The sequence below is a fragment of the Stutzerimonas sp. FeSN7 genome (genome assembly GCF_030263795.1).
Classification (GTDB): domain Bacteria; phylum Pseudomonadota; class Gammaproteobacteria; order Pseudomonadales; family Pseudomonadaceae; genus Stutzerimonas; species Stutzerimonas stutzeri.
The window spans coordinates 2,881,275-2,902,440 of record NZ_JARPMN010000001.1; the positions used below are offsets into that span (position 1 = coordinate 2,881,275).

The following is a 21,166-nucleotide window of genomic DNA, read 5'->3' on the forward strand; positions in this document are numbered from 1 at the left end:
GCGGGCAGACTTGCCCGCCATCACTGACGACCGGTATTCCAGCACTGCGCGAGCCAGCGCAGATCTTCGGGGCGGGTTACCTTGAGGTTATCCGCTCGCCCCTCCACCAGCTTCGGCGAATACCCCGCCCACTCGATGGCGGACGCCTCATCGGTAACCGGCACGCCATCGCCAAGCGCCGCACCCAGCGCGTTGCGCAGCATTCCGAGGCGGAACATCTGCGGCGTGAAAGCTTGCCAGATAACGCTGCGATCCACGGTTTCCGCGACGCGCCCGTCCGCGTCCGCACGCTTGAGCGTATCCCGCGCAGGTACTGCGAGCAGCCCACCGACCGGGTCCGCCGCCAGCTCGTGCAAGAGCTTGTCCAGGTCCTCCCGGGCGAGATTGGGCCGAGCGGCGTCGTGCACCAGCACCCAGTCCTGGTCAGCAGCGCCCAACAGGCCGAGACGCTGCAGGCCGCTGAGCACGGAGTCGCACCGCTCACGACCACCAGGCGCGCGCTGGATGCGTGGGTCACTGGCGCAGGGGAGACCCGGCCAGTACGGATCGTCGGCCGCGACACAGACCACCAATCCGGCGAGTGTCGGATGGTCGAGGAAACAATCGAGGGTGTGTTCGATGATGCAGCGCCCGGCTACCTGCAGGTACTGCTTGGGGCGATCGGCGCGCATCCGGCTGCCAACGCCGGCTGCCGGAATCACCACCCAGAATGCAGGCTGGCTCATTCGATAAGCTGGTAGAGGGTTTCACCCTCTTTGACCATGCCGAGCTCCTGACGGGCGCGCTCCTCGACGGTCTCCATGCCCTGCTTGAGCTCCAGCACTTCGGCTTCCAGGATTCGATTGCGCTCCAGCAACCGCTCGTTTTCACCCTGCTGATCGGCGATCTGCTTGTTCAGGCTGTTGACCTGCGCCAAGCTGCCCTCGCCTACCCAAAGACGGTACTGCAGCCCGCCAAGAAGCAGCAGCAGGACAACGAACAACCAGTAGGGGCGACGCATAGCAGGCATGAAACGACTTCGGCTGTGATTCGGGTATCGGAACGCCATCGGCGTGGCCGGTGCAACAATGATTGCGCCGGCATGACGCCGATTGAAACAAAAAAGGGCGACTCGCGCCGCCCTTTTTTAAGGTTCATCGCGCTTTCCCGGGGAAGGCAGCCTTGATTTTCAGGAAGAAGTATTCCGAGTCCCGAAAACCATAGGCCATACGCTTGATCACCTTGATGCGGTTGTTGACGCCCTCAAGGACGCTGGTATGCATGTGGAAGTTGGCACTGGCGAGGATGCCTCGGGCGTATTTGCGCAGGTTGCGAGCGAATCGCTGTAGCGGCGCGAGGCCGCTGTCCCGGGCGTGCCGCAACCAGGTTCGCCAGCGGCGCCAGCCCTCTCGTACGCTGGGGGCGAACCAGACATCCTTCAGCGCATCCTTGAGGACATAGACCGTAGCCAGCGGCTGGTTGGCCGCGAGTAGTTCTTGAAGCTGCACGGCTTGTCCGTCCTTCAGGTTGTTGCGATTGCGCAGCAGCAGCCAGCGGCTTTGCTTGACCGCCTTTCGTGCCGGCTTGTCTTCGCGCAGGAGGTTGGCCTGGTCAACCCGGATACGGTCGATCACATCCCGACCGTAGCGCGCGACGACGTGAAACAGGTCGTACACCACTTCGGCTTGCGGGCAATGCTTCTTCACCTCCAGGTCGAAAGCCGTGTTCATGTCCATGGCCACCGCCTCAATCTGCTGGCAGTGCTCGCCGAGCAATTCAAAGAACGGGCGGATCGCCTCACGGCTGTTGCCGTGGCCGACCCACAACACCCGCGTTCGCTCGGCGTCCATGATGACCGTGGCATAGCGATGCCCCTTGTGCAGGGCGAACTCGTCCATCACCAACCGGCGGACACCGCTTGAATCGAAGGTGCCTACCTCGGCTTGAAGGCGTCGTTTATCGAGCGTTTTGAGGGTGTGCCAGTGCAGGCCGGTGAGCTGGCTGACGTGGCTGATCGGCAGCAGCCGCAGCAGGCTTTCGAGCCAGACCCGTAACCGCCGGGTCAGGCGAGATGCAGGCTCCAGCCAGTCGATCCGCTCGGTCACCCGCCCACAACTCAGGCAATCGACTCGGCGCACGGGTAGTTGAAGCAAGACGCGCTGATCGAACAGATCACGATCGCGCACCAGACGAATCCGGCGCTCGTGAATCAACGGGCTGAGCTGACCACAACGCCCGCACCTGGGCACTGAACCGGCTTGAGGCTCAAGCTCAATCAGAAGGGAGTTGTTGGCGGATGAACGGCAGGCAACGGCGTCATAGCCTGGCCAGAACGAGGCAAGATCAATAGGATGCACGGCGACAGCAGGGACAGGTGGATGGTTGGTTTGGCGACTACCAATTTACCTGCTTCCCTGACTGTCAACTCGCTCTTCCCCCAGAGTCCGCGAAGAACCTTTTTTAATGCCGCAGGCTCAGCCGCGGAATTCGGCGCGCCCCTTGTATGGCGCCTTGCCTGCCAGCTGCTCTTCGATACGCAGCAGCTGGTTGTACTTCGACACGCGGTCGGAGCGGCACAGCGAACCGGTCTTGATCTGACCAGCGGCAGTGCCTACGGCCAGGTCAGCGATGGTGCTGTCTTCGGTCTCACCGGAACGGTGCGAGATCACCGCGGTATAGCCGGCCGCCTTGGCCATCTGGATGGCCTCCAGGGTTTCGGTCAGCGAGCCGATCTGGTTGAACTTGATCAGGATCGAATTGCCGATGCCCTTCTCGATGCCTTCCTTGAGGATCTTGGTATTGGTCACGAACAGATCGTCACCGACCAGCTGGACCTTTTCGCCGATCTTGTCGGTCAGCGCCTTCCAGCCAGCCCAATCGGATTCGTCCATGCCGTCTTCGATGGAAATGATCGGGTAGCGCTGGGTCAGGCCCGCCAGGTAATCGGCGAAGCCCTCGGCGTCGAACACCTTGCCCTCACCGGCCAGGTCGTACTTGCCGTCCTTGTAGAACTCGCTGGAAGCGCAGTCCAGCGCCAGGGTAACGTCGGTGCCCAGCTTGTAGCCGGCCTTCTCGACCGCCTCGGCGATGGCACCCAGCGCATCCTCGTTGGAAGCGAGGTTCGGCGCGAAGCCACCTTCGTCGCCCACGGCGGTGTTCAGGCCACGGCCCTTCAGCACCGCTTTCAGGTGATGGAAAATCTCGGCGCCCATGCGCAGCGCGTCGGCGAACGTCTTGGCGCCAACCGGCTGAACCATGAATTCCTGGATGTCGACGTTGTTGTCTGCGTGCTCGCCGCCATTGATGATGTTCATCATCGGCACCGGCATCGAGTACTGGCCGGGAGTGCCGTTGAGGTCGGCGATGTGCGCGTAGAGCGGCACACCCTTGGCCTGGGCAGCGGCCTTGGCGGCAGCCAGGGACACGGCGAGGATGGCGTTGGCGCCCAGCTTGGCCTTATTCTCGGTACCGTCGAGCTCGATCATCGCCTGATCCAGGGCCTTCTGATCGGCCGGATCCTTGCCCAGCAGCAGATCGCGAATCGGCCCGTTGACGTTGCCCACGGCCTTCAGCACGCCCTTGCCCAGGTAACGGCTCTTGTCGCCATCGCGCAGTTCCAGAGCCTCGCGGGAGCCGGTGGATGCACCGGACGGCGCGCAGGCGCTGCCGATGATGCCGTTATCGAGGATCACATCGGCTTCCACGGTGGGGTTGCCGCGGGAGTCGAGAACTTCACGCCCCTTGATGTCGACGATCTTTGCCATTGTTGTTAACACTCCATAGATAGCTGCAAGGCTTTCAAGCAGTTTCGATTGGCGGGAAATTCTTGACCAGATCATCCAGCTGCTTGAGCTGGGTGAGGAAAGCTTCGAGCTTGTTCAGGCGCAGCGCGCACGGGCCGTCGCACTTGGCATTGTCAGGATCCGGATGCGCTTCCAGGAACAGCCCGGCCAGCCCCTGGGACAGGCCGGCCTTGGCCAGATCGGTGACCTGGGCACGACGACCACCGGCCGAGTCGGCGCGACCGCCGGGCATCTGCAGGGCATGGGTGACGTCGAAGAACACCGGGTACTCGAACTGCTTCATGATGCCGAAGCCGAGCATGTCGACGACCAGGTTGTTGTAACCGAAGGACGAGCCACGTTCGCATAGAATCAGCTGGTCGTTGCCGGCCTCCTCGCACTTCTTGAGGATGTGCTTCATCTCCTGCGGTGCGAGGAACTGTGCTTTCTTGATGTTGATCACCGCACCGGTCTTGGCCATCGCCACCACCAGGTCGGTCTGCCGCGAGAGGAAGGCCGGGAGCTGGATGATGTCGCAGACATCGGCCACCGGCTGCGCCTGCCACGGCTCATGTACGTCGGTGATGACCGGCACGCCGAAAGTCTTCTTCACTTCCTCGAAGATCTTCATCCCCTCTTCCAGACCCGGGCCGCGGAACGAAGTGATCGAGGAGCGGTTGGCCTTGTCGAAGCTCGCCTTGAAAACGTAAGGAATGCCGAGCTTCTCGGTCACCCGCACGTACTCTTCGCAGGCCTGCATGGCCAGGTCACGGGACTCGAGGACATTGATGCCACCGAACAGCACGAACGGCTTGTCGTTCGCGATCTCGATGTTGCCTACGCGGATGGTCTTCTGACTCATGCCTTCTTCGCCTTGTATTCCAGCGCTGCGTTGACGAAACCGCTGAACAGCGGGTGACCATCGCGTGGCGTGGACGTGAATTCAGGGTGGAACTGGCAGGCGACGAACCACGGATGATCCGGAGCCTCGACCACTTCCACCAGCGCACCGTCTCCGGAGCGCCCGGTAATCTTCAGTCCGGCTGCCTGCAGTTGCGGCAGCAGGTTGTTGTTCACTTCGTAGCGATGACGGTGGCGCTCGACGATGCGCTCCTTGCCGTAGCATTCGAATACCTTCGAGCCCGGTTCAAGGCCGCATTCCTGAGCACCCAGACGCATGGTGCCGCCCAGGTCGGAGGCTTCGGTGCGCACTTCGGTGTTGCCGGAGGCGTCGGCCCATTCGGTGATCAGACCAACCACCGGGTGACCGCTGTCCTTGTCGAACTCGGTGGAGTTGGCATCCGACCAGCCCAGCACATCGCGAGCGAACTCGATGACCGCAACCTGCATGCCCAGGCAGATACCCAGGTAGGGGATCTTGTTCTCGCGGGCATAGCGCACGGTGGCGATTTTGCCCTCCACGCCACGCAGGCCGAAACCGCCTGGCACGAGGATGGCATCGACACCTTCGAGCAGACCGGTGCCCTGGTTCTCGATATCCTCGGAGTCGATGTAACGCAGGTTCACCTTGGTCCGGCTCTGGATGCCAGCGTGGCTCATCGCCTCGATCAGAGATTTGTAGGCGTCCAGAAGTTCCATGTACTTGCCGACCATGGCGATGTTGACTTCCTTCTCTGGATGCAGCTTGGCATCGACGACACGATCCCATTCGGAGAGATCGGCGCCACGGCATTCGAGACCGAAACGTTCGACGACATAGTCATCGAGGCCCTGGGCGTGCAGGATGCCCGGAATCTTGTAGATGGTATCGGCGTCCGGCAGGCTGATCACCGCACGCTCTTCGACGTTGGTAAACAGCGCAATCTTGCGCCGCGAAGACACGTCGATGGCGCGATCGGAGCGGCAGACCAGCACGTCCGGCTGCAGGCCGATGGAGCGCAGCTCCTTCACCGAATGCTGGGTTGGCTTGGTCTTGGTTTCGCCGGCGGTGGCGATGTAAGGCACCAGCGTCAGGTGCATCAGCATGGCGCGCTTGGCGCCGACTTCCACGCGCAACTGGCGGATGGCCTCGAGGAAGGGTTGCGACTCGATGTCGCCCACCGTACCGCCGACCTCCACCAGGGCCACGTCGGCGTCGCCGGCACCCTTGATGATGCGACGCTTGATCTCGTCGGTGATGTGCGGGATGACCTGGATGGTTGCGCCCAGGTAGTCGCCCCGGCGCTCACGGCGCAGCACGTCTTCGTAGACGCGACCGGTGGTGAAGTTGTTGTTCTGGGTCATGCGGGTGCGGATGAACCGCTCGTAATGCCCCAGATCGAGGTCGGTCTCGGCGCCGTCATGGGTGACGAACACCTCACCGTGCTGGAACGGGCTCATGGTGCCCGGATCGACGTTGATGTAAGGGTCCAGTTTGAGCATCGTGACCTTCAGGCCCCGCGCCTCCAGGATGGCCGCCAATGAAGCCGAGGCGATGCCTTTCCCCAATGAAGAAACAACACCACCCGTGACGAAGATGTAGCGCGTCATGAAAAACCCTAGAAGTCTGCGTTAAGCGGCCGGCGCCGCCGGGGGAAAGCGAAGGTGCCATTGCGCGGATCGGCAATAGCGCAACTGCCACGGATTCGAAGAAACCGCAGAAGCTGTATTGAGACGGGAGCGTAGTCTACCGGAAAGGCCCTATCAGCTCAAACCACTTAGCAGCCCGGCGCGCACCAATTCAGGGCGCACCGGCCAGCGCTCAGTTGCGGCAGATTGGCCACGGCGACCAACTCGCCATTGCAATACAGCAGCGGCAGGCGCTTTCGGGCGAACGCAGGCACCGCGGCTTCATTCAGCAGGCGCTTGAGATCGCGCCGGCCGCGACCGGACACAGCCATGACTTCACCGCCGCTTCGATAGCGAATCTGCAGCCTGCCAATGGGCGGCGCCCCCTCTAGCCGAAGCGAGCCATTGCCGGGAAGCTGCAGCTCGACGGACGGGTCGGGCCAGTCAACCGGCCCACTAACAGAGGCAAGCCAGCCGTCCGGCAGCCACCAGACGCGCTCGCCACTGCGCTGGAGCTCGCCACCTTCCAGCCGCCAGCGAGGCGTGGCATCTGGCTTGGCGTCACGCAGACACTCCCAGCCGGCCCAGTGATTCTCATCCGGCGCCAAGGTCAGCCCTGCCAGCCAATGGCGCAGCGCATTACGCTGCCGCGCCGATGTCAGCTCGCGCAGCGGCGCTAGCGCGAGGCTCGGCAGGTTCAACCATCGGCAATCGCTGCCAGCCTGCGCCGCGGCGAGATCCTGCTGCGCAAGCTCGTCGAGCAAGTGCTGCGCCTCGGCCATAAGCGCGGCGGTACGCGCCAGGTTGGACGCCGCCCGAGGCCAGCGCTGCTGTAGCAAAGGCAAGACCTGCCGACGCAGAAAGTTGCGTGAATACTCCAGCTGCTGATTGCTGGGATCCTCGACCCAGGCGAGACCGTTGGCACGCGCATAATCCTCCAACTCGGCCCGGGAGACCTCCAGCAACGGCCGAACCAGGCTGCCGCGCCCCATCGATCGCACATCCGGCATCGCCGCCAGCCCGCGCACACCGGCGCCGCGCAACAGGCGGAACAGCAGCGTCTCGGCCTGGTCATCGCGGTGCTGCCCGGTCAGCAGCAGCTCACCCTCCCCTACACAGGCGCTGAACGCCTGGTAGCGGGCATCGCGCGCAGCCCGCTCCAGACTGGCACCGGGAACCACCCGCACACGCACGATTTCCAGCGTGACGCCGAGCTGGTCGCAGACTCGCTGACAGTGTGCCGGCCAGTGATCACCAGCGGCTTGCAGGCCATGATGCACATGGATCGCACGAATCACCGGCAGCGCCTGACGCTCAGACAGCCGCGTCAGCGCATGCAGCAAAACGGTGGAGTCGAGACCGCCGGAGAACGCCACCCACCACGCCGATGAGCTGCGCCACGGAGCAAGACGGGAAAGGAGAAGGGAATCGAGGGACATGCGGGCGCTTCGAAAATCGAGAATGCCGGCAAGCATAAGGCTCAGGAGCGAAAGCCGCGAGCGAAGGCCCGACAGCGAATCCTGGCGTGCCTCGCTCAGAGAGGCGAAGCACGCACAGGGATGACTCAGGCGATACCGTAGCTCATCAGACGCTCATAGCGACGCGCCAGCAGCGCATCGGTATCCAGCGACTTGAGCATGTGCAACTGGCTGTTGAGCTGCTCGCGCATGGCCGCAGCCATGACGGCCGGATTGCGATGCGCGCCGCCCAGCGGCTCGGGGATCACCTTGTCGACGATACCCAGATCTTTCAGGCGCTCGGCGGTAACACCCATGGCCTCGGCGGCTTCCGGCGCCTTTTCGGCGGTGCGCCAGAGAATAGAGGCGCAGCCTTCCGGAGAGATCACCGCGTAGGTGGAGTATTGCAGCATGTTCAGCTGGTCGCAGACACCAATGGCCAGCGCACCGCCAGAACCACCCTCACCAATCACAGTGGCGATGATCGGCGTCTTCAGACGCGCCATCACGCGCAGGTTCCAGGCAATGGCCTCGCTCTGGTTGCGCTCTTCGGCATCGATACCCGGATAGGCGCCTGGGGTGTCGATGAAGGTCAGGATCGGCATCTTGAAGCGTTCGGCCATCTCCATCAGACGGCAGGCCTTGCGGTAGCCCTCGGGGCGCGGCATGCCGAAGTTGCGACGCACTTTCTCACGTACCTCACGGCCCTTCTGATGGCCGATGACCATCACCGGCTGGCCGTCCAGACGCGCGGTACCACCAACGATGGCCGCGTCATCGGAGAAATGGCGATCACCGTGCAGTTCTTCGAACTCGGTGAACAGGTGATTGATGTAGTCAAGGGTATAGGGCCGCTGCGGGTGGCGGGCCAGACGGGCGATCTGCCAGCTGGTCAGATTGCCGAAGATGCTTTCGGTGAGCGACTCGCTCTTGTCCTGCAGGCGGGCAATCTCATCGCCGATGTTCAGCGAGTTGTCGTTACCAACCAGGCGCAATTCTTCGATCTTGGCTTGCAGGTCGGCGATCGGCTGTTCGAAATCCAGGAAGTTCGGGTTCATAGGCATCCGTCATGCGTCGACGGCCAGGCGGCCGGGAGGCTGTTCCGTTTTTTGCGCCTTACCTTACGGGAGCGGCGCATTCAGGTCGAACAAAAATTGTTCTGAAACCATGACCCGGTCACTGCCGGGCCGTTCAGGCCTGGCTCGGAACGCGCACCTCGGTGGCATCCCGGGCCATGGCCCTCTATCGGTATTGCAGGAAGACGTTGTCGCGCCCGAACTGGTCACGCAATGCCTGGATCAGCTGATCCGCCGGGTCGATGCGCCAGCTCTCACCAAACTGCAACAGCGCCTTGGCATCGCTGCCGGTGTACTCCAGGGTGATCGGGCAGGCGCCGCGATGGCGACCGCAGACCTCGGCCAGCCAGCGCATGCGTTCGCCCTTGAGCGCCTCGCCGGCGACCTTGACCCGCAGGCTCTCGGCCAGACCAGTACGCGCTTCCTCCAGGCTCATGACACGTTTGGCTCGCAGGCGCAGACCGCCAGAGAAATCATCGTTGCTCACCTCGCCCTCCACCACTACCAATGCGTCGGTCTGCAGCAGGGCCTGGGCGCTGTTGAACGCCTCGGCGAACAACGAGGCCTCGATGCGCCCGGAGCGGTCGTCCAGGGTGATGAACCCCATCTTGTCGCCCTTCTTGTTCTTCATCACTCGCAAATTGACGATCAGCCCGGCGATGGTCTGTTCGCCACGCGCCGGGCGCAGATCAATGATGCGCTGGCGGGCGAAGCGACGGATCTCGCCCTCGTATTCGTCGATCGGATGGCCGGTGAGGTACAGGCCGAGGGTGTCCTTCTCGCCTTTCAGACGTTCCTTGAGCGACAGCTCGCGGGCGTTGCGGTGATTGCCATAGACGTCGGCCTCCGGCTCGGCGAACAGGCCGCCGAACAGGTCCATGTGACCGCTCTCCGCGCTGCGCGCCGTCTGTTCGGCGGCCTGCACCGCCTCTTCCATCGCCGCCAGCAGTACCGCGCGATTGCGGTCAATGTTGGCCTGATAGGCCTTGGCCTCCTCGAAGAAGTACGGCCCCAGGCGGTCCAGCGCGCCGGAGCGGATCAGCGCTTCCAGGGTGCGCTTGTTGATGCGCTTGAGGTCGATGCGTGCGCAGAAATCGAACAGATCCTTGAACGGGCCGCCTTCGGCACGGCATTCGGCGATAGCCTCAACCGGCCCCTCACCCACGCCCTTCACTGCCCCCAGGCCATAGACGATACGGCCATCGTCGTTGACGGTGAACTTGAATTCGGAGACGTTCACATCGGGCGGATCGATGCGCAGCTTCATGCTGCGGCATTCCTCGATGAGGATCACCACCTTGTCGGTGTTGTGCATATCCGCCGAGAGCACGGCCGCCATGAACGGCGAAGGGTGGTGCGCCTTGAGCCAGGCCGTCTGGTAGGACACCAGGCCGTAGGCGGCCGAGTGCGACTTGTTGAAGCCGTAGCCGGCGAATTTTTCCACCAGATCGAAGATGTTGCCCGCCAGGTCCGCATCGATCCCGTTGTTGGCGCAACCCTCGATGAAGCCACCGCGCTGTTTGGCCATTTCCTCCGGCTTTTTCTTACCCATGGCGCGGCGCAGCATGTCGGCGCCACCGAGGGTGTAGCCGGCCATCACCTGGGCGATCTGCATCACCTGTTCCTGGTACAGGATGATGCCGTAGGTGGGCTTGAGCACCGGCTCCAGCCCGGCGTACTGATAATCCGGGTGCGGATAGGAGACTTCCGCACGGCCGTGCTTGCGGTTGATGAAGTCGTCCACCATGCCCGACTGCAACGGGCCGGGGCGGAACAGGGCCACGAGCGCGATGAGGTCTTCCAGACAGTCGGGCTTGAGCTTCTTGATCAGCTCCTTCATGCCGCGCGATTCGAGCTGGAACACGGCCGTGGTCTCGGCCTTCTGCAGGAGCTGGTAGGTCGGCTTGTCGTCCAGCGGGATGAAGTCGATGTTGACCGGTTCCAGGCCCTTCTTGGCCTGCTCGCGGTTGATGGTCTCCAGCGCCCATTTGATGATGGTCAGGGTGCGCAAGCCGAGGAAGTCGAACTTCACCAGGCCGGCCTGCTCGACGTCGTCCTTGTCGAACTGGGTCACCAGTCCGCCGCCCTCCTCGTCACAGGCGATCGGCGCGAAGTCGGTGAGCTTGGTCGGCGCGATCACCACACCACCGGCGTGTTTGCCGGTACCGCGGGTGATGCCTTCGAGCTTGAGCGCCATCTCCCAGATTTCGCGGGCATCCTCGTCGACGGCGAGGAAGTCGCGCAGCGGCTCCTCCATCTCGTAGGCCTTCTCGAGGGTCATGCCCACTTCGAAAGGGATCATCTTCGACAGACGGTCGGCCAGGCCATAGGACTTCCCCTGGACCCGCGCCACGTCACGCACCACCGCCTTGGCCGCCATGGTGCCGAAGGTGATGATCTGGCTCACCGCATTGCGCCCGTACGCCTCAGCCACGTAATCGATGACCCGGTCGCGGCCGTCCATGCAGAAGTCGACGTCGAAGTCGGGCATGGAAATACGCTCGGGGTTGAGGAAGCGCTCGAACAGCAGGTCGTAGGCCAGCGGATCGAGGTCGGTGATCTTCAGCACGTAGGCCACCAGCGAGCCGGCACCCGAACCGCGGCCCGGGCCGACCGGCACGCCGTTGTTCTTGGCCCACTTGATGAAGTCCATAACGATCAGGAAGTAACCGGGAAAGCCCATCTGAATGATGGTGCCCAGTTCGAACTCGAGGCGGTCGATATAGACCTGCTTCTTCGCCTCGTAGTCCGGCGTGTCCTTTGGCAGCAGGACTTCCAGGCGCTCCTCCAGGCCCTCGAACGAGACCTGACGCAGGTAGTCGTCGATGGTCATGCCTTCGGGAACCGGGAAGTTCGGCAGGAAGTAGGTGCCCAGCTGCACTTCGATGTTGCAGCGTTTGGCGATCTCGACGGTGTTTTCCAGCGCCTCGGGCAGGTCGGCGAACAGCTCGGCCATCTCCTCGGGCGTCTTCAGGTACTGCTGATCGGAATAGGTACGCGGGCGACGCGGGTCGTCCAGAGTGCGCCCTTCACCGATGCAGACGCGGGTTTCATGCGCCTCGAAGTCTTCCTGCTTGAGAAAGCGCACGTCGTTGGTCGCCACCAGCGGCGCGCCGCTGCGCTCGGCCAGCGCCACGGCCGCATGCAGATGCTCTTCGTCATTGACCCGGTTGGTGCGCTGCACTTCCAGGTAGAAGCGATCGGCGAATACCTCGCGCCATTCGGCAAGACGCGACGCCGCCAGCGCTTCGTCGCCATTGAGCAGAGCGTGGCCGATCTCCCCTTCCTTGGCACCGGAAAGCGCAATCAGCCCTTCGGCCGCTTCCTTGACCCACTCCCGCTCGATGATGACCAGATCGTTGCGCTGGCCTTCGGTCCAGCCGCGAGAAATCAACTCGGTGAGATTGCGATAACCCTTGGGGTTCATCGCCAGCAGCGTCAGGCGGCTGAGCGGACCATCCTCGTCGCAGCCAGCCAGCCAGATATCGGCGCCACAGATCGGTTTGATTCCGGCGCCCTGCGCCGTCTTGTAGAACTTCACCAGCGAGCACATGTTGCTCATGTCGGTCACCGCCACCGCGGGCATTCCGCCCGCCGCCACCGCCTTGATCAGCGGCTTGACGCGCACCAGGCCATCGACCAGCGAGTACTCGGTATGCAGACGGAGATGGACGAAGGAAGCAGGCATGAACAGACCTTGAGCTGGCAGAACGACAAGCGCGGGATTGTACCGGAAAGCAATCGTCCGCTGGCGAACCTACCGACCGCCAGAGCCATTGCAAACCGTGATCGCAGAAGCGCATGAAGGCAGAGCGGAACCTCTGCCCGTGGCAGCCGGCGAGCCCTAGACCAGCAGGACGCTGGCCGGAACCTCTACCTCGATGCTCACCTGCTCGAGCATCGCGCGGACGGGCGCAAACGAGCGCCGATGAATGGGCGTGGGCCCGAGGCGACGAAGCGCCTCGAGGTGGCTCGGCGTCGGGTAGCCCTTGTGGCCGGCCAGACCATAGCCCGGATAGCACAGATCCAGCGCCTGCATTTCTCGGTCACGACTGACCTTGGCCAGAATGGACGCCGCCGCGATTGCCGGAACCTGTGCATCACCCTGGATCACCGGCGCGCTGGGCACAGCCAGTTGGGGACAACGATTGCCGTCGATCAGCGCCAGCCGCGGCGTGACACTCAGCCCTTCGACCGCGCGCTGCATGGCCAGCATGGTGGCATGCAGGATATTGAGCTGGTCGATCTCCTCCACCTCGGCACGGGCGATGCACCAGGCGACCGCCTTCTCCCGGATTTCGTCGAACAGGGCCTCTCGGCGAGCCTCGGTCAGCTTCTTCGAGTCGTTCAGGCCTTCGATCGGCCTTGCCGGGTCGAGAATCACGGCCGCCGTCACGACCGGCCCACACAGCGGCCCACGACCCACTTCGTCGACACCCGCGACCAGCTCTTCCACGAGATTGAAATCGAGCCCGAACTGCATCAGCGCGCCCCTACCAGCCGCAAAACCGCGTCCGCAGCCTGGCTCGACGCATCGCAGCGCAGCGTGCGATGGATGCTGTCGAAGCCTTCCGTCTGCACTTCGCCATCGTCCAGCAGCGGCGATAGCGCCTGGGCCAACGCCTCCGGTGTCGCCGCGTCCTGCAGCAGCTCCGGCACCAGCAGGCGCTGCGCCAGCAGATTGGGCAACGCAACGTAGGGGCTTTTAACCAACCGGCGCAGGATGCGATAGGTCATCGGTGCCACGCTGTAGGCCACCACCATCGGGCGCTTGAACAACAGCGCTTCGAGCGTGGCGGTGCCGGAAGCGATCAGCACTGCGTTGCAGGCGGCCAGCGCCTCGTGGGAGCGGCCGTCGAGCAGCGTCAGCGGCAAGTCGCGGGTCGCCAGCATCTGCTCCAGCTGCAGCCGGCGCTCCGGGCTGGCGCAGGGCATGACGAAACGAATGCCGGGCCGCATGGCGCGCAACCGCTCGGCGGCACTGAGGAACAGCTCGCCCAGGCGAGCCACCTCGCCGCCCCGACTGCCCGGCATCAGCGCGACGATCGTGCCCTGCTCCGGCAAACCGAGCGCCAACCGCGCGGCTGCTCGGTCGGCACATAGCGGAATGGTATCGGCCAGAGGATGACCGACGAAGCGCACCGGGACCTGATGGTCGTCGTAGAACCTGGCTTCGAAGGGGAACAGCGTCAGCATCAGATCGCAGGCTTCCCGGATCTTCAGCACCCGCTTCTGGCGCCAGGCCCAGACCGATGGGCTGACGTAATGCACTGTCCTGATCCCGGCTCGACGCAGCTTGAGCTCGAGCCCCAGGTTGAAGTCAGGGGCATCAATGCCGATGAACACATCGGGCCGCTGCTGGATCAGTGTATCCACCAGGCGCTTGCGGCGCGCCAGCAGCTCCGGCAGACGGCCGAGCACTTCGACCAGGCCCATCACGGCCAGTCGCTCCAGCGGGAAATAGGATTGCAGCCCTTCGGCCTGCATGCGTGGGCCACCTACGCCAATGAACTCGACATCGGCGTGTTGCGCCTTCAGCGCCTGCATCAGGCCCGCGCCGAGAATGTCACCAGAGGATTCCCCGGCAACCAGGGCAACCCTGAGCGGCCTGCTCATCTCAGCGGGTGATGCCACGAGTCGAAGCCTGGATGGAGTCGCGGAAGATCGCCACCTCCGGGAAGGCCGCCGCACTCTCGGCCAGTTCGCTGAGCGCTGCCTCGACCGTCAAGCCTTTGCGGTAGACGACTTTGTACGCATTGCGCAAGGCATGCACGGCTTCGGCGCTGAAGCCGCGACGACGCATGCCCTCGAAGTTCATGCTGCGCGCCTCGGCCGGATTTCCGAACACGGTGACGAATGCCGGCACATCCTTGCCAATCGCCGTCCCCATACCGGAAAAACTGTGCGCACCGATATGGCAGAACTGATGTACCAGGGTGTAGCCGGAAAGAATCGCCCAATCCCCAACGTGCACGTGCCCGGCCAGCGCGGTGTTGTTGACCAGGATGCAATGATTGGCGATGACGCTGTCGTGGCCGATGTGCGCATAGGCCATGATCAGGTTGTGATCACCGATGGTGGTTTCGGAACGATCCTGCACGGTGCCGCGATGGATGGTGACACCCTCGCGAATCACGTTGTTATCGCCGATCACCAACCGCGTCGGTTCGCCCTTGTATTTGAGATCAGGAGTGTCTTCGCCGACCGAGGAGAACTGATAGATGCGATTGTTGCGACCGATGCGGGTCGGTCCCTTGATGACCACGTGCGACGCGATCACCGTACCCTCGCCAATTTCGACATCCGGGCCGATGATCGACCAGGGCCCTACCTGGACGTCATCCGCCAGCCGAGCCGCGGGATCGATAATGGCGCGAGGGTCGATCAAACTCATATTTTCTGTTCCGCGCAGATGATTTCAGCCGAGCAGACCGGCTTGCCATCGACGGTAGCGCGACAATCGAACTTCCAGATGCCGCGCTTGTTGCTCAGGAAGGCCGCCTCGAGAACCAGTTGATCGCCTGGACGAACCGGCTGGCGGAAACGCAGCTTGTCAGAACCGACGAAATAGTAAAGCGTGCCATCGGATGGCTTGACGCCCATCATCTTGAACCCCAACAAGCCAGCCGCCTGGGCCATCGCCTCGATGATCAGCACGCCCGGCATGATCGGATGTTGCGGGAAGTGACCGTTGAAGAACGGCTCGTTGATGGTGACGTTCTTGTAGGCGCGAACGCGCTTGGCCTCGATATCCATCTCCGTCACCCGGTCCACCAGCAGGAAGGGGTAACGGTGAGGCAAATATTCGCGAATCTCGTTGATGTCCATCATGTCAGGAAAGCGCCTGTAAGAAAGTAAAGGGCCGCCTGCGCCGAAAGCTCGCGCCAGCATTCACAGACAGCACCCCGAAAAAAACCGGATCAGACGGTAAGCTCAGGCATCAGAAGTCGGATTCAGATCCTGAGTCACGGCTGCCAAGCTTTTCTCCAGCTGCTGCAGCCGACGAGCCATGTCGTCCAGCTGACGAATACGCGCGGCACTCTTTCTCCAATCGGCCGCGCTTTGCATCGCAGTGCCCGATGAATAGCTGCCGGGCTCGGTGATTGAACGAGTGACCATCGTCATACCCGTGACGAACACGTTGTCGCAAACCTCGATGTGGCCGACCATGCCGACGCCACCGGCGATCATGCAGTTGCGCCCGATCTTGGTGCTGCCTGAAATCCCCGCACAACCCGCCATGGCGGTGTTATCACCAACCTGCACGTTGTGCGCGATCATGATCTGGTTGTCGAGCTTTACGCCGTTGCCAATCAGGGTATCGGAGAGCGCACCGCGGTCGATCGTGGTGTTGGAACCGATCTCGACGTCATCCCCAATACGCACGCCGCCGATCTGAGCGATCTTCTGCCAGGCACCTTTTTCCTTGGCGAAACCGAATCCCTCGCCACCGATCACCGCACCCGATTGAATGACGACACGCTTGCCGATCAGAACGTCGTGGTACAGCGTGACCCGCGGCGCAAGGCGTCCACCCTCGCCAATGCGGCAGCGTGCGCCGATGAATGACTGCGCACCGATCACCACATCCTTTTCGATGACCGCGCCGGATTCGATCACCACATAAGCGCCGACGCTGGCAGACGCATCGACATCTGCATCATCGGCCACTATTGCCGTGGGATGGATCCCAGCGCGGACAGCCGGACGCGTCTCGAACAGATGGGAAGCACGTGCGTAGGCAAGATAGGGGTCACTGACGACGATCGCCGAACCACCGAAACTCCCGGCATCCTCGGCTGACAGCAATACCGCTGCGGCGCGGCTGGTCGACAGATACTTGCGGTACTGGGCATTGGCGAGGAAGCTCAGCTGCGTTGGGCCCGCCTCCTGCAGCGTCGCCAAGCCATCGATGACCTGCGCAGCGTCGCCGCGCAGACTGCCACCCAACACCTCGGCCAGCTGACCGAGCGCGAAAACTGCACCGGCCATATCAGCGCAGCTGATTCATGCGCTCGATGACCTGGCGGGTGATATCGAACTGCGGTTTGACATCCACCACGGCACCGCGCTCGAACACGAGATCGTAATTGCCCTTTTTGATCACCTCTTCGACAGCCTGGTCCAGCTTCGGCTTGAGCTGCTTAAGCATGTCGCGGTCAGCCACGGCCTTGGCCTCGTTCAGCTCCTTGGACTGGAACTGAAAGTCACGAGCCTTCTGCTTGAATTCGAGTTCCAGGCGCTCGCGCTCGGCCTGCTGCATCTTGTCGCCATCCTTGACCAGACGGTCCTGGATACGCTTGGCATCGCTTTCGAGCGACTTGAGTTTGCTCAGCTGGGGGCCGAACTTCTTCTCGGCATCGACCGCATAGCGCTTGGCCGCGTCGGACTCCAGCAATGCCATCTGATAGTTCATGACGGCGATCTTCATTTCGGCGAATGCGGGAGTCGCCACCAGCGCGGCAACGACGAGAAACAGTTGAGTCAACTTACGCACGGTACACACCACTCCTGAAAGAAAGCACTGAAGCATGGCGCCCCAATGCTAGAACGTTTGTCCCAGCGAGAACTGGAATACCTGGGTGTCGGCCTCGTCCGGCTTGACCACCGGCATCGCCAGACTGAAGCTCAGCGGGCCCATGGCGGTGATCCAGGTCAGCCCGACACCCACCGAACTGGCCATGTCGCCGAAGTCGATGTCGGTGCAGTTCTTCGATTCCGAAGGACAATTGGTGTTGTAGACGTTACCCACATCCCAGAACACGGAAGTACGCAGCGAACGCTGATCCTTGACGAACGGCATCGGGAACAGCACTTCAAGACCACCCTGAATCAACACGTTACCACCGAACGGCAACGGGTCCTGGTCCGGGTCGGCAATGGTGCCAGGCCGCGAACCGTCGCTCGGAGTACTGCGCGGGCCAAGACGGCTATCTTTGAAACCTCGGACGGAATTGAAACCACCCGCGTAATAATGCTCGTAGAACGGCAGGCTTGAGGTCGAGCCATAGGCATCACCGTACCCGAGGCGGGTATGCATGCGCAGGGTATAGTCCTTGGTCATCGGCACGAACAGCTGGCCGTTGTAGTCGAGCTTATAGAACGACAGATCGCTTCCAGGGATGGTCGTTTCAAAAACCAGGCTCTGCGAGTGACCACGTGTCGCCAGCACGCCGCGATTGAGGGTCGATTCCGACCAGCCGGCCGATGCCTTGAAGTTGAGGAAGCTATCGCCCTCCTCTTCCATGAACGTGAAGATCTCGTCCACCGTATAACGACCGGTGTCCAGATCATCCTGCTGCAATGTAAGGCCGAAGGACAGGCGCGATGTCTCGCTGATCGGATAGCCGATATTGATACCGCCACCCAGGCTGTCCACCGAATAGCTGGATACGTCGTAGGCCAGCTTATCGTAGTCGGTGGTGCGGTAGAAAGCGTTGTAGCCCAGGCTGACGCCGTCTTCGGTCCAGTAGGGGTCGACGAAGCCGAAGTTGTAGCGCGTCTGGTATTCGCTGCGGTTGAGGCCGATGCTGACGCGGTTGCCGGTACCCAGGAAGTTGTTCTGGCTGATCGAGCCACCGAGGATCAGGCCGGCGTTCTGGGCGAAGCCGATGCTCGCCATGATCGAACCGGACGGCTGCTCCTCGACGCTGTAGTTGACGTCGATCTGGTCGTCGGTGCCCGGCACCTGCGGGGTCTCGACGTTGACTTCCTTGAAGAAGCCCAGGCGTTCCAGGCGGACCTTGGACTGGTCGATCAGGTAGGTCGAGGCCCAGCCGCCTTCCATCTGGCGCATTTCGCGGCGCAGCACTTCGTCTTCGGTCTTGGTGTTGCCACGGAAGTTGATGCGGTTGACGTAGGCGCGCTTGCCGGGATCGACGACGAAGGTGATCGAGACGGTATTGTCCTCGTCATTGGCTTCGGGAATGCCGTTGACGTTGGCGAAGGTGTAGCCCTCGTTGCCCAGCCGCCGCGTGATCAGTTCGGAAGTGGACGTCATCACCTTGCGGGAGAATACCTGCCCTTCCTTTGCCAGCAATAGCGCCTCGATCTCTTCCTGCGGAACCTTGAGATCGCCACTGAGCTTGACGTCGCGGACCGTGTAACGCTCACCTTCGTCGATATTGACCGTCACATAGACGTGCTTCTTGTCCGGCGTGATGGATACCTGGGTCGAGGTGATATCCATGTTGATGTAGCCACGGTCCAGGTAATAGGAACGCAAGCGTTCCAGATCGCCGGACAGTTTCTCGCGGGCATACTTGTCGTCGTTGCGGAAGAAGGAAAGCCAGTTGGTGGTCTTGAGCTCGAACAGGTCGACCAGATCCTCGTCCGGAAACACCGAGTTACCGACAACGTTGATGTGCTTGATGGCCGCGACCGAGCCCTCATTGATCTTGATTTTCAGCGCGACACGATTGCGCGGCTGGGCGACCACTTCGGTTTCGATGGTGGCCGAGTAACGACCCTGGGCGACATATTGACGCTGCAGCTCGTTGCGCACGCCTTCGAGCGTCGCACGCTGGAAGATCTCGCCTTCGGCGAGCCCTGACTGCTGCAAGCCTGACAGGAGATCTTCGGTCTTGATCGCTTTGTTGCCCTCGATTTCGATGGCAGAAATCGACGGACGCTCAACTACGCTGATAACCAGCACATCGCCTTCACGACCAAGCTGGATGTCCTGGAAAAAGCCGGTTCGAAAGAGCGCGCGAGTAGCATCGACAAGTCGAGCATCATCGGCCGCCTCGCCCACATTCAACGGAAGCGCACCAAAAACGCTGCCGGCGGAAACCCGCTGCAAGCCGTTGACTCGGATATCGGAGATAGTGAAGGACTCAGCGTGAACTTCGGCAATCATCAATGCGGAAATAACCGCAGGTAGCAGCAGACGTTTCATGAAGTCCTTTCTTATTCAAACCTGATAAATGAACCGGCAATTAGGCGCGGCGACACTACGGATTCGGCGTTACAGACGGCCAAGATCATTGACCAATGCAAGCAGCATCACCCCTACCACGAGGCTGATGCCGATCTGTACCCCCCATCCCTGCACCCGTTCCGAAAGCGGACGCCCGCGGACCCACTCGACGAGATAGAAGAGCAGATGGCCGCCATCGAGCACCGGGATAGGCAATAAATTGAGAACCCCCAGACTTATGCTCAGATAGGCGAGGAAATTGAGGAAATCCCCAAGGCCGGACTGGGCCGAAGCGCCCGCCACTTTAGCAATCGTTATCGGACCGCTCAAGTTTTTTACCGAGAGCTCCCCGAAGAGCATTTTCTTCAGGGAATCGAGCGTCAACAGGCTCATGGTCCAGGTGCGCTTCGCTCCTTCCACCACCGCATCCAGCGGGCCGAAACGAACCTCGCGCAACATCTCGGCCGGCCATTCACCGCCTTCGACGCCCGCACCGAGATAACCGCGCCGCGCATCACCCTCTCCGCGAGCGGCAAGTGTCAACGGCACATCAACACGTTGCCCGTCACGCTCAACCTCGAGAACCGCTGTCGCGCCGGGCAGAACCTTGACCGCGTCGATTACCTGCTGCCAATCGTCAAGCGGTTGCCGATTCAAGCTGATCAACCGATCGCCGAGTTGAATTCCGGCGGCCTGGGCAGGGCCTTCGGGATCGAGCCGGGCGATCACCGGCGCGATCTGTGGGCGCCATGGCCGAATGCCGAGCGCCGTAATCGGGTCCGGCTCTTCCACACCTTTAAGCCAGTTCTGCAGCGGAATCTGCAGATGCCTTTCGGCAGAGCTGCCGACCTCACGCACCGTCACATCGAGCTGACCGCTTTCGCCCAGGCGCCGTACCAACTGCAGGTTGACCTCACCCCAGCCACTGACGGGCTTGCCGTTGACCGCGACGATCTCCTGATCGACCGCCATCCCGGCCTGCGCGGCGAGGCTGCCGGACTCCACAGCCCCAACCACTGGACGCACCTGCTGACTGCCGAGCATGGCCAGGAGCCAGAAGAACACCAGAGCGAGAAGGAAATTGGCCAGCGGACCGGCAGAGACGATGGCGAAGCGCTGCCGCACCGTCTTGCGATTGAACGCACTGTCGAGCAGCGCTGGTGGCACGTCACCCTCGCGCTCGTCGAGCATCTTGACGTACCCGCCGAGCGGGATCGCGGCGATCACGAACTCGGTGCCGTGCCGATCATGCCAGCGCACCAGCGGACTGCCGAAGCCGACCGAGAACCGCAGCACCTTGACGCCGCAACGCCGTGCGACCCAGAAGTGACCGAATTCGTGGAAGGTAACCAGCACCCCGAGCGCAACGAGGGTGCCGATGATCATGTAGAGCGCGCCCATAACTTTCCTCCGGGGTGGGTCTGGTGACGTTCGACTGCAAGCCGC

The 21,166-nt window shown here is 62.3% G+C and carries 17 protein-coding genes; all 17 read right to left on the reverse strand.

Annotated features, from left to right (window positions below; translation table 11 throughout):
- Positions 1-20: 20 nt before the first annotated feature.
- A complete protein-coding gene (gene ispD, locus P5703_RS13510; RefSeq protein WP_011912722.1) occupies positions 21-725 on the reverse strand; it encodes a 2-C-methyl-D-erythritol 4-phosphate cytidylyltransferase in 705 nt (234 codons plus the stop codon).
- A complete protein-coding gene (gene ftsB, locus P5703_RS13515; RefSeq protein ID WP_013982343.1) occupies positions 722-1,000 on the reverse strand; it encodes a cell division protein FtsB in 279 nt (92 codons plus the stop codon). The genes ispD and ftsB overlap by 4 nt, the downstream gene beginning before the upstream one ends.
- A 133-nt stretch (positions 1,001-1,133) precedes the next feature.
- Entirely contained in the window at positions 1,134-2,336 is a 1,203-nt protein-coding gene (locus tag P5703_RS13520; RefSeq protein WP_161612779.1) for an ISL3 family transposase, read from the reverse strand.
- A gap of 117 nt (positions 2,337-2,453) precedes the next feature.
- Positions 2,454-3,743 (reverse strand): phosphopyruvate hydratase, encoded by a 1,290-nt coding sequence (eno, locus tag P5703_RS13525; RefSeq protein ID WP_014596300.1) that lies wholly within the window; start codon positions 3,741-3,743, stop codon positions 2,454-2,456.
- A gap of 34 nt (positions 3,744-3,777) precedes the next feature.
- The gene (kdsA, locus tag P5703_RS13530) at positions 3,778-4,623 is read right to left on the reverse strand and encodes a 3-deoxy-8-phosphooctulonate synthase (RefSeq protein ID WP_013982341.1); all 846 of its coding nucleotides are present in this window, start codon (positions 4,621-4,623) and stop codon (positions 3,778-3,780) included.
- On the reverse strand, positions 4,620-6,251 hold the full coding sequence (gene pyrG / locus P5703_RS13535; protein WP_011912718.1) for a CTP synthase: 1,632 nt from the start codon (positions 6,249-6,251) through the stop codon (positions 4,620-4,622). Before pyrG ends, kdsA begins: the two co-directional genes overlap by 4 nt.
- 167 nt (positions 6,252-6,418) lie before the next feature.
- On the reverse strand, positions 6,419-7,708 hold the full coding sequence (gene tilS, locus P5703_RS13540; RefSeq protein WP_168355695.1) for a tRNA lysidine(34) synthetase TilS: 1,290 nt from the start codon (positions 7,706-7,708) through the stop codon (positions 6,419-6,421).
- 125 nt (positions 7,709-7,833) lie between these two features.
- Positions 7,834-8,784: an acetyl-CoA carboxylase carboxyltransferase subunit alpha gene (locus tag P5703_RS13545; protein ID WP_013982338.1), complete on the reverse strand. Its 951-nt coding sequence runs from the start codon at positions 8,782-8,784 to the stop codon at positions 7,834-7,836.
- A 184-nt stretch (positions 8,785-8,968) separates the two neighbouring features.
- Complete coding sequence (gene dnaE, locus P5703_RS13550; protein ID WP_285587414.1) at positions 8,969-12,490, reverse strand: DNA polymerase III subunit alpha; 3,522 nt, start codon at positions 12,488-12,490, stop codon at positions 8,969-8,971.
- Between the two features lie 156 nt (positions 12,491-12,646).
- The gene (rnhB, locus tag P5703_RS13555; protein WP_011912714.1) at positions 12,647-13,285 is read right to left on the reverse strand and encodes a ribonuclease HII; all 639 of its coding nucleotides are present in this window, start codon (positions 13,283-13,285) and stop codon (positions 12,647-12,649) included.
- A complete protein-coding gene (gene lpxB / locus P5703_RS13560) occupies positions 13,285-14,418 on the reverse strand; it encodes a lipid-A-disaccharide synthase (protein ID WP_017244589.1) in 1,134 nt (377 codons plus the stop codon). The genes rnhB and lpxB overlap by 1 nt, the downstream gene beginning before the upstream one ends.
- 1 nt (position 14,419) lies before the next feature.
- Positions 14,420-15,196 carry an acyl-ACP--UDP-N-acetylglucosamine O-acyltransferase gene (gene lpxA, locus P5703_RS13565; RefSeq protein WP_063543797.1) on the reverse strand — a complete coding sequence of 259 codons (777 nt, stop codon included), beginning with the start codon at positions 15,194-15,196 and terminating at the stop codon, positions 14,420-14,422.
- Positions 15,193-15,633, reverse strand: a complete 441-nt coding sequence (gene fabZ, locus P5703_RS13570; protein ID WP_264884526.1) for a 3-hydroxyacyl-ACP dehydratase FabZ — start codon at positions 15,631-15,633, stop codon at positions 15,193-15,195. Before fabZ ends, lpxA begins: the two co-directional genes overlap by 4 nt.
- A 102-nt stretch (positions 15,634-15,735) precedes the next feature.
- Positions 15,736-16,794 (reverse strand): UDP-3-O-(3-hydroxymyristoyl)glucosamine N-acyltransferase, encoded by a 1,059-nt coding sequence (gene lpxD / locus P5703_RS13575; protein ID WP_264884502.1) that lies wholly within the window; start codon positions 16,792-16,794, stop codon positions 15,736-15,738.
- 1 nt (position 16,795) lies between these two features.
- Positions 16,796-17,299: an OmpH/Skp family outer membrane protein gene (locus tag P5703_RS13580; protein WP_063544005.1), complete on the reverse strand. Its 504-nt coding sequence runs from the start codon at positions 17,297-17,299 to the stop codon at positions 16,796-16,798.
- A 48-nt stretch (positions 17,300-17,347) separates the two neighbouring features.
- Complete coding sequence (bamA, locus tag P5703_RS13585; RefSeq protein WP_285587422.1) at positions 17,348-19,699, reverse strand: outer membrane protein assembly factor BamA; 2,352 nt, start codon at positions 19,697-19,699, stop codon at positions 17,348-17,350.
- 69 nt (positions 19,700-19,768) lie between these two features.
- Entirely contained in the window at positions 19,769-21,121 is a 1,353-nt protein-coding gene (rseP, locus tag P5703_RS13590; RefSeq protein WP_045631944.1) for an RIP metalloprotease RseP, read from the reverse strand.
- Between the last annotated feature and the right edge of the window lie 45 nt (positions 21,122-21,166).